A 16,135-nucleotide genomic window follows, 5' to 3' on the forward strand; every position below is an offset into this window, starting at 1 on the left:
ATGACTATTGGAAACGGAATTTTTCGTCTAGCCTTAGTGGTTAGTGTGCTCTTCTTGAGTTTCGAGATTAAGGCAGAAGACGCAGACATCAGGGCGAATGCTCCGTTATACTCCGATGGTACCAACCAATTCGTTTTACAGCTCAATCAGTGCTCAAGCATCGATAAAGTGAGTTATTTTGATGGCTCCGAGTATGTTGAAATAAGTGGCTCAACTTCCTCATGCGCTTTTCATTTTGATATTCCTGCAAATATTCAGCCTCAAACTCGAGTCCGGCTGACTGATGGTACAGTATTCGATTACCAAGAGAATTTTCAATTTAATGACATTACTCCGCCTAGCTTAGAGCTTATTGACACCAAGATTGATGTTAACTCCCCACAGCAAAATATCCACGTTACGTTTAGTGTTAATGATGATCAAGATATTCGTGCATTGGGGGTCAATTTATCAGGTGTAACTGGTAGTAGCCTGCGTCAATACGGAGGGGTTTTAGAAAAGGCTCTAAGTGATGCTTTTGCCAGTACTCATGGGTATGAAATTGTACATCCTTCAACAGATACCCAATCTGAGTTTTCGTTCTCAATACCGGTGGAAGGTAAACTTACACCCGCACAGATTGCATCCGATGGTTTGTTAATCATTAACGCCTATGCTGAAGATGCTATGGGCAATCGCTCAGCCACTACAGCCGTTCGGAAAACGGGTTCTTCGTTAGAGGAGCGAGTTATAGGCTGGGATATTTTTCCGAATAAGGTTAGTATTACTGATCCCACTCAAAGTATTTCTTTAATAGCTGATGTAGAGTTCGAGTTTCGTGGCAATGTCTCACTTGCTGGGAGTGGTCATGGATTTTCTTATACTTCGTCTGACCCAGATATAGTTCACGTCAGCCCCGAAGGGATATTATATGCCAGCCCTACAGGTGATGGAGCAAGTGCAACCATAACAGCCAACTACCCAGGCCTTGACCCAATTCTCATCCCAGTAGAGGTTAATTTTAGTAAACAAATAGCAGGGCTCGAGTTCGATTTACCTCAGCAAGCTATTTCCTTACCGAGCTTAAACGAACCTTATCCACTGCCATCACTGATAGTTAAATTTGATGATGGTTCGAGTACGCCTCTTACTGAGCAGTTTTCTGCAACATTGAGCATATCAGATAACGTACGTCACTTGGTTAAAGCGACAGATACTCATATAACAGCGACACAAGCTATTTCAGAGCAATCAAATGCTTACATTGAAGTGGTGATTGAAGAAATGGCTGAAATTGCTGCGAAGGCTAAATTAACGTCTGTTGATGCTCCGCCGGAAATCAAAATTACAGCTGCTAGTTCCGTTATTGAAGGAGACAAAGTATCTGCTACCGCAGACGTGTCTGATGATGTTGCTATTGATCATGTTATATATCGGCTTAACGGTAAACGAGCTGCGCTCGCTACGAATCCCCCATTTAACTTTGAGTTTAACACTGAGTCAGTTGGTTATGGTTCCAGCATAGAGCTTTCTGCGATTGCTGTGGATAGTGCTGGTAATTATTCGAGTCCTGCAGTCAAATTAATTGAGGTTATAACTCAGGATGCTATCTCGATACCTGAATATCTATTCGAAGCGCCCACCGAGGGAACTATTGTAGTTAGTAATACTCCTCTGGAATTTAAAATTACTCATGAATTAGGTACGTTGGAAACTTCTTATGCTAAGAAGTCTGGAATTGATAAAGTCCAATATTTTATCGATGGGGAAAATGTCGGTACAGTTTCTCTTCCGAATTATGAAACGAGAGAAGTAGTTAGTGCAGACGGTAAGAAAGATTACCTCTTCGAAGTATGGTCTTTAGACGTGTTCTCACCTAATACCTCTTTGAGAGAGCGTGCGCTGCCTGTTACCGCTAAAATATTTCGACAATCAAAGTCAGAGTCCGCTCCGGGCAAAGTATTAAGACTCCGAGCGAATAAAAAACCAACAGCAACGGTTGTCTTTCCACAAGATGGCCAAGATGTGATTGCTGGTGAAACAGTTGATATTAGCGTTAATGTAACGGATGACACTTTGTTTCTTGGGACTGATATTAGCTTTTTTGTAAATGGAAAAAAGTTAAGCTCCACATCGCTTCAAGACTTAGAACAATATGACCAGAGATCTTTATTTGAGCAATCTGTTACAGTTACTGAACAATTATTCATAGATCCTGAGTTGTTAGGTGAACCAGTTTCACTGCATGTCGTTGTAAAAGACTATCATGGGGAAGATTTAACAACGAGTACTATTGTCGTTAATGCAAAAGGAGATCAACCTCCAACAGTAAATTTAGTAGCTCCGGGGGCTGGAGATTATTGGGTTGCTGGTACAAAAGCTAGCCTTATGGCCAATGCCAGTGATGATCGAGGGCTCAAGCAAGTAGACTTCTACATCAATAGTAAAAAAGTAGGGACTGACAATAGCGCCCCATATTCTTTCGAATATTTGGTACCAGAGCTTAATTCTATTGCGCAAAGCTATACGGTTCAGGCTTATGGCGTCGATACTCAAGGACAAATAGGAAAGTCGCAGCAAGTAGAGGTTTCGGTAGGTCTAGATAACATTAGACCTGTACTGCATTTTGTTTCCCCTAAGTTAAATGCCACATCCGCTGGTAAAAGTGTAGCCAAAGTCGTAGCGCGAAGCAGTGAAACACTCAAGATCACGGGATACGACAACGTGGGTGTTACCAACTTAGTAATGAAAGGTATTAGAAAGGTCGGTGGTCGCTACAAGCTAACAGGCAACCCTAATGATGTAGTCACGGATACTGAGCTGCCACTGCAGCAGTTGCCTGGCGAGGGCAACAGCTTTTCTGCTATCGCTTTAGTAGAAGTACCGCCATTAAATTCTTCAAGTGCCAATACTTACGAGGTGAGCGCAGAGGTTGTTGATGAAGCGGGTAATAAGACCACAAGCAAGCTTTTCCTGAATGTTATTGCTGATGCTAACCCTGAGGTTACATCTATCAAAACCTCAAAGCCTCAGTATACCGTGACTGATGTTATGAATATCGTGGTCGCGGCACGGGATGACTTAGCTGTGAATGCAGTGAAAATAGAACTGAAAGAGGGAGCAAATACGGTTTTTGAAGCTGAGAAAGTATCTGGAGATGGTTTAGTCTCAGGTAAGGTCATCCAAACTCAGTTTGCTATTGAATTGTCAAAATTGAAATTAGAAAACCGTGCGTATGATCTATCTCTTAGGGTTACTGTAACTGACAGCGCTGGGCAAATCACCGAGGATGCAAGTCAGGAGATTAATGTAGTTACAGATGACTCTGCTCCAGTAATTACTCTCTCCGGTTTAGAAGCCGGAAAGCTTCTGTATACGGGCTCTTCATATACTTTAAGTTATCGAGCTAGTGATGAATCTAGTGTTCAGCGAGTAACTGCGTTTGTTGATGATGCAGAGGTTCACAGTAAGCCTGGACAAGCTAAAACGTTAGAGGGGAATTTCAATTTCCAGCCAAATACTGAAGGAAGTCTGACTATCCGTATTGAGGCAGTGGATGTTTATGGAGAACTTAGTCAAGTAGAGTGGCAATTTACGGTTGATAAAGACCCTGTGCCCTACTTAGAGATAAGCCAGCCAATAGACGGAAGTTCTTTCATTGAAGGCGAACAGCTTCCCTTACTTGTAAGGGCTGGGGATAATCAAGCCATTGACGTTGAAGTAACACTGCTAGAGCAAGGCAATGAAATAATTAGTAAAAGTCTTCAGTCACAAGATGGAGATTATTTTAGTGCCAATTTGCGGTTACCAAAAGTTATATCAGAGCAAGTTGAGGTTGTGTTTACAGCCAAAAACTCAGTAGGACAAGCCACCCAAAAATCAATACTACTTGATACAAAACAAGATACTAATGCAGCAACGGTTAGCCTACTGAGGCCAACGGAGACAGTAAGTCTGGTTATAGGTTCTAGTTTTGACCTTAAATTACTGGCAGAAGATGACCTTTACATCGAAAAAATAGTTCCAATTATAGACATTAATGGTGAAGAGTTTTCGTTGGAGTGGAAAGCATTCAACCGCAAAGATGAATTAAAAAATATAGAAATTCCTAACCCAATCACAATCGGTACTACTATTGTTGAGCAGATAATAGTTGCCGAGGTGTCAGGAACACCTGAACTACCCTCTTCATTATGGAAAGCAAAAGACCAAGAGCTGGTATTTAAAGTAAAAGTTATAGATGGTGGTGGAAACGAATCATATAGTAACTCCATTCCTTTACTTCTTTTAGGTGATAGTGAAGGACCTCAAGTCCATGTGCAATCACCTTTAACTAATATTATTGAAGGGCAAAAGTTACCATTTGAACTAATAGTTAAAGATGAGGCGGGAATAAAAGATGTTAAAGCCTACTATTTGGGGGAGGAGAGTTCACCGCTGTTAGAAATTTCATTGCAGGGACAGAAATCAGTTAATCTCCCACAGTCTGATGAACTGTTAATTGGTGACAATACAACACCTATAGGTGAAGAAATTGTAATCGTTGTTGAGTCCAGCGACGAGCTCGGAAATATAAACACTATTGAACACGCAGTAGTGGTGACTGAAGATAAACCTACTTATTTTTCTCTTAATGAGCTACTCCCCGAGGAGCCGCTGCTGGGAGACCATCTATTTCTATCTGCATTAGTGGGAGATGACCTAGTGCAGCCGGAAGCGTCGGTAAAAGCTGTGACGTTGATGACATCAGAAGGATTTGCGAAGCAAGGTGACTTGGTCTACCAAACATCAGAACAGTCGCAGCTGAGCTATTCCTGGCCTTTTAAGGCAACGCAAGACGTAACTATTTTCGTTGATCATAGGCCATGGTTAGTCTTCGAAAATGGTGAAATTCAAGTGTCGCCTCTTACGCTCACTACGCAAAGCCGTATTCATGCGCAAATGGGTAATGAACAGTTAGCTCTTCAAGTCAGAGTAAGAGATACAGACCTTTGTATTGATTCCGAGCTAAGCCTATCTGATGATACCACCTCTGCTCTAGAGCTAAGTGAACTTACTAATCTAGTAAGCGACATCGACCTACAAATATTGAGAGAGGGGCAGCCACTACCATTTCTCAACAAAATAAACCTCAGCCTTGCTAAGTTGATGGCGATCGAAGCATATCCTGCCCGAAACCGCGAGTTAGATGTAACCCAAAGGCACATAGATGCAGTTGTTAATATTGTTGATGAACAAGGTAATGCACATTGGTTTAATCCAATGCCAGTCATTGAACGGAAAAATACTAGTGGCAAAGCTGATGGTATTGAGTTTTCATACAAAATACTTGCTCGATTGCCAGTAACTATGGGAAACCATGGTGTTGATGTATACACTTTGAGCGTCAATACGAACAATGAAGCTGACAAGTCAGGTGTTTGGAAACCATCTATTTCTCGCTCGCTAACGACCCCAGAAGCAGTGCCTTCTTTATCTCAAACAACACCAAGTACGCAGAGCGTGTTAAGACCTGGGGAAGTCTTTCCTTGGAAAGTTAATGTAAGCAGCTCACAGGCGCACTTCAAGGAAGTTAATTACTTTATAAATGATAATATAATATCTAAAAAAGGTTCTACGTTATTCGGATCTACATCGGAGATTGTTGCTAAGTTAGAAAATTCTTTTAGGGCAAATCAGACGGTTAAGCTTAGAACTGAGTTTGTTGATTACTTTGGTAATTCGCATAGCGAGGAAACACTATACACGCTAGCTGATAATGAAGAGCCATTAATTGGTCTAAGAGGATTCTATTCGCACATTGAGGTGACGGATGCAGCTCGTCTAAATTATGGTGAGTTTTGGGTACGCCAAGGAGGGGATTTTAAATTATCATTAGATATTAGCGAGGATGTGGCGCTATCACATGTACTTATAGAGCGTGTAGAGGAAGGTGGAGCACGAATTAAAGAGTTTGAGCACATCTACCCCAACCAGTGTGGTCAAATACCGATCAAGCAAAGCACTTTAGAGCCGCAGATTAGCTTCGATAACCCAAATACACAGCTATATGAGATAACTGCTGTAGACACGTTAGGAAATAAGTCCAAACGGCAGTTCTATATTCACCCTCTCGATAATTTAAGCCCTGCGGTTAAAATTGTATCACCAGCGCAGAATCAGCAAATAGTCGCGGGTACTTTTAACTTACAATTACGGGTGTTGATTACAGATGATAGGGAGTGGAACCTAGACAAATTAAGAGTAGAGGTTGAAGGGGTCGAGCTTGCTGTTACAGACGTGCAAACTCAGCTTGAGCTCAACGAAAATGATTATCAGAAACTTGCTGAAATATACGATGACTATGAGGCCATATATGGGGAATCCTTAGCTTCCCTCTACGCTTCAGAGGGGGCTCCATTTGCTCGGGTTATTACACTTAGTTATGAAATGCCAAATACACTCGTTAAGCAGGATGAGATATATCAAGTTAGCGCTAATATAGTCGATGCTGATAATGCAGTAGGAAGTGATACGTTATCTTTCGTTGGAGTTGCAGATAATTCACCGCCAGTGAGTGCAATTATCTCGCCGTTAGCAAGTCTAGGTGTGACAGAAAATAGTGAAATAGATCTAAGATTTGGGGCTTTCGATAATGTCAAAGTATCGCAAATTCGCTTGTTTAAAAAGTACGCTGTACGTGACGGGGGGCAAACATTTGCTACTCAGTATGGCTCGCCTATTCGTGTTATTGATGCAATTCCAAATCGTGACAGTAACGTAGTTACAGTTTCCAATATAGATACGCCAATTTACAAGCAGTCGGTTTCCATTAAAACAGTCCCGGAAATAAAAGAGCTGTTCAGCAATCAGAGTTTAAGCGAGGAAGCAAAATATTTTGTATGGTTCGAAATTCAAGCTCTGGACATATCAGGTAATAGTAGCTCGGTAGAAAATGCCTACGGTATCCGTATTGATGAAAAACCCATAGTTGATATTTTATCCCCGCGAGTGGAGCAAGGTCTTGTTGCTGGAGCAACTGTATCAGTCAACATTCAAGCTGAGGATGATGTCGCTATTGACCATGTCCGGGCAGAAGTAATCGCTGGTAATCAGCGTATTAAAGCACAGCGATTTGAAAATGGCCCTTACACTTTTTCTTTTAAAGTACCTGATCTTGAGCAACTAGCTACGCAAGAGTTGATGTTAAAAGTTGAAGCACTCGATAGCTATGGTAAAAAGTTTGGAGACTTAGATAACCACAAGGCTGTTGAAACTCGTACCTATGCAGTACGTTCTGATCAGCCTCCGGTTGTGAGCATTTCAACACCAAAAAACCAATCAAGTTTCACTGAAGGTGAAACCACAATTGTTGAAGTTTTGGCAACAGATGATGTCGCTATCGACAGCGTAAGCTTGCACGTTTCAGGTTTAGCATCAGGGGCGAAAACGCTCAGTGATGTCAAGGCGCCTTATCAGTTTGTTTTGACTTTCCCCTACGGCCAGAAAGGGCAACCAATTACCCTTACTGCAGAAGCTACGGAGCGGCGAGAAGTTAATGCTAGAAGTGCATTTTCAAGCGCAGTTGAATTGCAGGTCAATGCCGATACAGTAGTCCCTGAGTTGACAATAATAACACCTCAAGCCAATGCGACGGTGACAGAGGGATTGTCTTTTGCCTACCGCTTGGATGCAACAGACAATGTTAAGGTCACGGCTATTAATACAGAGCTAGGCATCGACAAAAATAGCAATGGTAAGCTCGAGAGTAATGAAGTTATTGCCCAAAACTTTTTAGGTAAAGCCCCTTACAATGGTTCATTCAAGGCCCCACATTTAGACTCGCTTGGCGTAGATACAGACTCTGTCACAGCTCTTTTGGTCGCAACCGTCAATGATGGAGCTGGAAATCAGAGTATTGCCACCCGTTCGATTAGAATTAAGGCCAATACAGTACCAAACATCGATGCTATCGAGTTAATAGACCAAAACGGCTTATTGTTTGCTGAGCCTGAAATAGTTGTTGGTCGAACCTACAAAGTGCAAGTTCGTGCAACTGATGTGGAAAGTGGGATTGATAAAGTCACTCTATACAAAGCTATAGGTAGCGATACAGAAAGCGCTTATACAAAAATAGGTGAAGATCAGTTAGCGCCATTTTCGTTTGAAGACACCAGCGCCAGTTTGGAGCCTGGAAGTAAAGTTTTTTACCGTGCGGTTGCTACGGATATACAAGGATTATCTTCTCTTAAGTCTGAACCTTACGAATTTACAATAGTCGCGGACCAACCGCCTGAAGTAGAGATTGTACAACCTAGTCAAGCGCAAAGCTTCAGTGTTTCTGGAGAACCTATAGAAGTATTTGCAAGAGTGAAAGATGACTTAGGCGTTGATGGCATTGATCGAGTTGTGTTTTTATTGAATGAACAGCCAGTAGAAGTTGTTCGAATTCCAGACGATAGTTTAAGCAACTTATACAGAGCGCTGGTGCATCCTCCCGTGGATGCTAGCGGCGTCACTATTCAGGTTATCGCTTATGACAGTTTAAACCAACAAGGGGTATCACAACCCGTTAATGTGGGGATTCTTACTGATACGGTTAAGCCTGAAATTCAGAGTGTTTATCCAGTAAATGGTGAAATTCTCGATGTTAACAAGCCTATTATTTCTAGAGTTTTGTTGAAAGACATAGGCAGCTCTGGTGAGCGCGGAGTAACACAAACATGGACTCGACAATATCAAGGTCCCGATGGGTTATGGGTAACCTTGGCTGAAGTTTCTCGTGAATTGCTCTTAGACGATCAAGGGCTGCAAAGTCACGGTTTTGAGCCGGGCAACCGCCGAGCTAATGAATATGTATATTGGAGTCAGTTCAGTGATGGTAATATTCTGAGTGACCAAAACCATAGAAATGAGCGCGTAAAGCTAACGACAGAGGTTGTAGCGTCGAACCACTCTGTAAAGCATGAGACTTTTCATGAAGTTTCACTACCCATAAAAGGTAAAACATATTTCGCGCCCAACAGCCAATTAATGTCTCTTGGTCAAACTGTCTATTACAGTTCTTTAGCACAGCACAAAGATGAAAGTAATAAACAAAGTTTAGCAGCCAGCTGGGCTTCCCATTCTCCGTTAACGATATTACCTCCTTACATAGACTTTGTTGACTTACAGCATAGTCGTAGCAACATTAAGCCGCACACAGGGATTTTCTTAGCTGACTATGTCAATGAGGATACCGATAGTGACGATGGTATAACTTATATTTACTCGCCCCTACTTAATCAAAATGTGGAGCTTTACTCTGGCACTATCACTGATCTCGAAGCGCAAGATGGAAGTCTGTACGCCGTAAAAAGTAAAGTAGAGTGCATTGATTGTGCTAGGGACAGTGAGTTCGTTTCAGCACTCAAGTCTCAGCGCAATAGTGACGCACTTCCTAGTGACCATTTGCACCAAAATTCAGAATTACTAATACTTTCTAAAGAAAATGGTGACAACCAGTTTGGCCTACCTTTTCTACTCCAAGGAGCTGTAGAGCTGCCCTTTGGGCAGGCTTACAGTGTTGCTAAAAGTGGCAATCTAGCTCTGATCGCAAATGGTTTTGGTGGTGTTCAAGTTGTTGATGTTAATGACTTAACTTCACCATATCATGTGGGTCAGATAAAGCCTGATGGATATGTAACAGATGTTGTCGTTAAAGACGGCTATGCCTATATAGCCTCAGGTTATCAAGGTGTTGTAGTAGCCGATATTAACAAGCCCAATATGCCCATTGTTAGCGAGATCGATACTGCGGGTATGGCAATGAGTCTAGCTCTTCGCGATGATATGTTAGTTATTGCTGATGCGTCTGTTTGGGGCGGTGAGGGGGCTGTCCACCTCGCGTCAATTCGTGATCCTCTCTCACCGTCAATTAAAGCCACCCACTTGATTACCTCCAAGCAAGACAACTTAAACTCGGCAGGAGCATACAAAGTAAGCGTAATAGGCAATAAAGCCTATGTATCAGGGTTTTCTGTTAATGAAGAGCACGCCCCTGCTGAGGGCATTATCGAAATCGTAGATATAGAAAAGCTTCTCGCTACAGGTGAAGATATCAATCAACGAGTTTTGACACATAGACCCATCAAAAGTGACAGCTTTATTGCACCCATGGTCGTTGCCCACGATAATCGTATTTTAGCAACTTCAGGCTTTTCGGGGATTAGCGAAATCTCTTTTCCAAGTTTAAATGTTGTCAGTCACTATCCAGACGATGGTGCTAGGTTTATTACACGTGAAACACTTGATATTGAAATTTCATTTTCAGGCGCCTTATTGCCCCAGGCTGAATTACAGAAGTTATTTAGAGTGAACCTTGCCCACCCAAGTATGGGGCAAGATATCAGTCAGTACTTTAAGGCTAGTTTTGCGCAGCTTGATGAGGGCGTTGACTATACGCGAGTAGTGCTCAAGCAGCTTCCTGGGTACCAATTGCCAGCGAATGTCAGCGTCTATATCACCGCCAGTAAAGCGATTCCAGGTTTATCTGGATACCCAATGACTACGGATTATATTTTCGATTTCTCGACGGCAGATAACAGCGCTGAGCGACCGCTTCTGCTAACAGTGACCCCTAACCGAGGGGGCATAGACGGGGGGACGGAGCTAACTATTGTCGGACAGAACCTAACGCCAGCTACTCAAATTGAACTAGGTGGGCTTCAACATAGACAGAAAAGCTTCAAACTACTTGATGAAAATAATAATACAGCAGAAGTAAAAATAACGACTCAACCCAACTATGCCGGCCCGGCAGCACTGAAGTTGGAAAATAGCGAGAGTGCATTTTCTGTATACCCGGGTGAGTACATTTACACAGATATTTTAAGTATTTCCTATATCACCCCAGCTGTCATAGCAGCTAGTCAAAGCGGTGAAGGTACAAACATAGATGTTATTGGTCACGGTTTTAACCCGTCCACAGAGTTTACTTTTCAAAGAAGTGACGGGGTAGGCTCCAAAGTGAGTGTGAAGGTATCATCTTCTGATGCTCAGTTATATAGCCCACAGAGAGTAACACTGAGTGCTCCTGATTTTGGTAATTCCTTTAGAGGGTATGTTGATGTAACAGTCAGCGACCAACGAGGAAAACATGCATACCTAAACAAAGCATTATTTTATGGAGGATTGGCCGAAGACCGAGCGATCCTAACAGAGAATAATCTGACAAAAGAACAAATCATAAAGTATAACCAAGGTGAACAATTTCGAGAGCTTGACCCTCTCAAGCTTCCACCTGGTCAAATTGTTGATTTCTCAATAGATAGAGTGCAAGACGTCGTTTATATCTTAGGAAAAGGTGTAAATGATTCGCAAGTACTGTCTCCAGAACAAGTCGATGATGAAGAGTACGTTCGTCAATACTATGCTCCAGGGTGGTTGTCGATTGTTAAGTATGACGTGAGTAATATTGGCGCCGCAGCACCAATGCATGGCTTGGGCTTTTACGATCTGCCTCAATCATTAAAACCGTCAACATTAGAGCAGAGTGAAAGCAATCTATATGTCACCGCAACTGGAACGAAATTTCCGTTTGTCAAGGCTGCATACGAAGAGCCAAACTATCTGGTGACCTTCACCAAACCTGATTTTGGCACTCAGGAGCCTCAAAACCGAGGCATTGAATCAATTATTCCTGTACAAAGCAGAGAAATTAAAAAGTCTCATCTTATCGATAACCTGTTATTGCTGGTCAGTGACAATGAAATTGTTGCTGTGGACATTACTATTGCTTCTCAACCTGTTGTAGCCAATCAGTTTGACTTGGGTACTAAGATTACAGATACAGTGTTATTGGAAGATAGGCTATTAGTATCAGTCGTCGAAGGGCGAGAGACCATTACAAAATCTATTGATTTAGACACGCTTGTCTTGACAGAAGAGGTGTTTAACTTTGGAGCGCTTGTAGTTACTCAGCCAAATTATCAACGGGTAGTTGATATCAATGAATACACCCCGTTACGGGTATGGTTACTGGAACATCAATCGCAAGTTCTTTGGGGAGAGTTCCTGGACATTGGCTTTTCTCCCAAGCTGCCTAGCCAAAGATACGTAGATCAGTACGCTACAAATACACTAGCATTTCAGCTTTATAATAAAGGGGCTAATGCCTTAGCGGAGCGAGCTGTCTCTTCTTTAGCTGTGTTCGATACATCACGGGAGAAAACTCCTTTTTTAGATGCTATCAATTTATGCGATGAAACATGTGAATTGAGTCAAATAGTTGCAAACGATAGTGTTGCTTTTGTTAGTGCTAACTACTCATCTGAAAACACCAGTAAACTCTCTTTGGTTGATCTGAAAATTATCGACATAGTTGATACTTACCCCAGAGAGGGTGGGACAATTGACATCAACGAGTCAGTTTTAATAAAGCTCAGCCGAGAGCTGGATTTTGATGGGTTAGATGCTGAAGATTTTATTCAGCGTTATGTCACCTTATATGCTGACGATGGTTCCCAGCAGGCTAAAGCAGTTGAGTTTGACTTCGAGGTTACAAATAAGGAATTAAGAGTAACCCCAGTAGTTAGCCTCGAAAGCGGAATACAGTACACTTTAAAGTTACATGGTGAGACAGCGAGCTACCGAGCTGAAGGGCTCCCACCCTATCAATTGAACTTTAAAGCACACCAAGGCGCTACAAGGTTTGCAATTGATGACGTTTATCCTAAAACACTGAGCACCTCGGGTGGTGAAGTAGAGTTAAAACTGTCAGCTACCCCAGACGATTTACAGATCAAAGTAGGGGGAAAACTCACTAAAATCCTAGATGTTGATTCAGTCAATGGTAAGGTAAGGATTAAAGTCCCTGCACAGGAACCCGGTTTAAAGTCACTCGCTGTACAAAGCGAGCATCACTTGGTCCGCGAAGTTGCGGCAGTTAAGGTTGTTGCTCCTCTAGCTTTACACTCAGTGACTCCTAAATATGCATCAACACTTGGTGGAAGCTCTGTAACGCTCAACGGGCAAGGGTTTGCTGGCATTTTAGATAGCTTAAAAGTATTTGTAGGGGATGTGCTGTTAGATTCGAAAGCCGTAACTATTATTGACTCCAATACCATTAATATTACTGCTCCAGCAGGTAGCCCAGGACTTGCAAGCGTAAAATTATTAGCAAATCACCAACGCGCGCAGCTTAACAATGCACTCACATATCGTGTCCCCAGCCAAATGCGTCTTAAAGGTGAAGGGAAAATAGTCGATGCAGTTGCCGACCCGTCAGGTAACTACCTATTTTTGGCCGCTGGTTCCGATGGAATTATTGTCCAAGATATTTCTCGAGCAGAGAAAGACCTAGACTCGCAGGTAGCGAACTACGCGCTCCCCAATAATTATCACGCTTTGGGGTTATATGGTTATTTTGAGCGAGGTAGTGATAGGCTCGTTGTTGCGGCGGCTCAGTTTGACTCTAACGGAAAGCCAATAGCGGACTCTGGCCGTATTTTTATTCTTGCTATTAACAGCTTTGATATTAGCAAAACTATTTTAGTCAAAGAGTTACCAACTTCGTCGTCTTTTGCGAAGTCTGTGATTGGTGAAAACTACCAGCTAGTCGTAGCGGCAGGTGAAGCGGGCGTGCAGTTACTAGATAGCTATTTACATACCAAGCTCTATGTCGCCAGTGAAAAGCGCTTCGCGTATCCGGCACTCGATGTGAACACATTCCAAGATTCACAAGCTGAACGGTTTTTTGTCTCCGTAACAGGAAAATATGATTTTGGGCTTGACCGTTTAGATTCACATAGTCTGGCAGAGGGTGGTTTTCACGTACTATCAAATGACTCTGAAAACGGCCTAACCGATATCGCGAGTCTTAACTTACCTGCTTCAAAAGTTGAAGTAAAAGCTCAATATGCTTACTTGGCTATGGGGAGTATGGGAGCCGCGATTGTTGATCTTAGCACTCCACATAAGCCTAAACTGCTATCAAGATTGACAAACGTTGGCCACGTTTATGATGTGATTGTTAAAGGGGATACATTATACCTTGCCTTAGGACATGAGGGCATCAAGGCTTTTGATGTGAGTGATAAATCTTCACCTACCCCTGCTGTTGGTCTCATTAATTCAGAGTACTCTGTAGAAGTCTTATTAAAATCACGCTATGCACTATATGGTTTTTCAAACTATGAAAATATGTACAAGCGCGAGTACTTGGCTGATAGGTACGTTGATAATGAGTTAGATATTGTTGAAGTGTTGCCATTGTCCCGAGTACTTGATCCGCAAACTGACAAGGTTCGAGTGCGGTTCAATAAATCTATTTCTTTAAATGATAAAAATAAAGCAAAAGTTAAACTCTATAGCAGCGCTGGTGAGCGGTTGGATAAAGATATCGTTCTGGAAGGAAATGATATTGTTGTAGCTCTGGACAGCACTTCCCTTAATCATGGCGATAAAGTACAGGTTCAAGTTGAAGCGGGTATCGAGAATGTTAAGCCTGTTTCACAAGATCAAGTCATAACCTTATATTCTACCTCGAAATCCTACAGTTTTTATTTTAGGTATAGTGTTAACGAGCAACCAATCATTCGAATTGATGACGTCGCACCTCGGCGCACTCGTGTTGACGAGTCTTTATCTGCGCAGCTAACCCTAACTGGACGGCTTTCTTCCAATGCAGATTTGTCCGTTAAAGTGGGTGGTGCTTCTGTTGCTGTTAAAGAGATAAAACAAAGTCAGCAAAATGAGGGGGCTCTTGTAGCAGAAATAGAAATTCCAGCGTTTGACAAAGCGGGCTTATATGACATCGTAGTAGATCTTAATGATGAGGGTATTAAATATACCGCACAGTTACTTGGTGCATTTTCTGTTGATTCTGAACTCAATGTAACTAATGTCTCTCCACTGTGGACATCAGCCCAAGGTGGGGAGGTTATCACCCTTACTGGAACTGGTTTTGAGCCGGGTACCAGTGTCTCCAATGGCACGTATATAAAAGTAGGAAATGCACCCGCACAGCAAGTCACGGTGATATCAAGTCGAGAATTACGTTTTGTTGCCCCAAGCAATAGTTCGGGAAAACATCCTTTAAGTGTAATCTCTCCTAAAACCACTGAATATATCGAAACTCCGCTTTCTTTGGGGTATGGCTTAATAAAGCAGCACTCAGTCACGAGAGAGCATGCTCAACCAACTAATCTCTATATCACTAACCAGCCTGGCGTTATAGCTGCAACCACAGGTTATTATAGCGCGGATAAGCCAACCAAAGTTGTGGAAAAACAGCCAATTCCAATGCCTTCGCCTTTATTTAGTATTGACGCGAACGACCCTGAGCAACTGGTGGTTGCTGGTGCAAACTCAGCTCTAAGAAGCGACCGTTTTTCTGAGGCTTCGCTGCGTGAGTTACTCGTATACAACGAAATTACAGCCAAGCAAATGCAAGCAGAGCTGCTTGGTCATAATATTGAGCTGACTACACAAGAGCAGCTGTTTTTAGATTACCACTTACCGAATAGACAAGAGTTTAGTTTGGACAGCGTATCACTGGTCCCTTATCGTTTACCGGTACCTGGCTCAGTGTCAACTAAAGATGTTCTGGTAGGAACCAGTGGAGCTGCGGGTGTACTTATATACTCTGCGCAGGATGCTAGCAATTTGCCTTTATTACATAAAGAACCACTTGGCTCCGGTCAGATAGCTGTCTCAAGTGCAGCTAGTGGCTTTAGCATCTATACAACTTCTATTACAAATAAGCTTCCAGATGGTACAGAAAAGCCTGGCCCTTGCACTGCAAAAGGTGGGGAAACAGTTTTAAGGAAGCTATCTAGGCTAAATTTACTGGAGCAGGCAGATCCGATTCGAGTAGACCTCGATGTAGAGTTGTCAGCAGATAATAAAACATTGTTGCATGGACCTTGGCTTTATGTGGGTGGTCATGTTAGTTCGAAGGTTTGGGGTGAACCGGGCGCTTGTGGGTTAATCTCTTCGGGCACATTAAGCAAACCTGAAACCCAAGTAGAAGGTAATGTATTACGCGCAATTAATGTTGATTCTCCCCAAATCATCAAGGAATTAGAACTCCCGGGTAACGTTTTAGATATTAAGCGCTACGGAAACAATTTAATAGTAGCTTTGGGAACCTCGGGAGTTGCTATTACTGATTTGGGCTTAAATAAGGTAAAGACCT

At 42.4% G+C, this 16,135-nt stretch carries 1 protein-coding gene (only partly in view); it reads left to right on the forward strand.

Features of this window, described 5'->3' with window-relative positions; all coding sequences use genetic code 11:
• Positions 1–16,135 carry the 5' end (the start) of an Ig-like domain-containing protein gene (locus tag W04_RS02115; protein ID WP_053909613.1) on the forward strand. The gene runs 21,248 nt beyond the window's last position, so only the first 16,135 of its 37,383 coding nucleotides appear in the window; it begins with the start codon at positions 1–3; its stop codon lies off the right edge, out of view.

It is taken from the genome of Pseudoalteromonas sp. SW0106-04, from assembly GCF_001293805.1.
In the GTDB taxonomy this organism is placed as follows: Bacteria; Pseudomonadota; Gammaproteobacteria; order Enterobacterales; family Alteromonadaceae; genus Pseudoalteromonas; species Pseudoalteromonas ruthenica.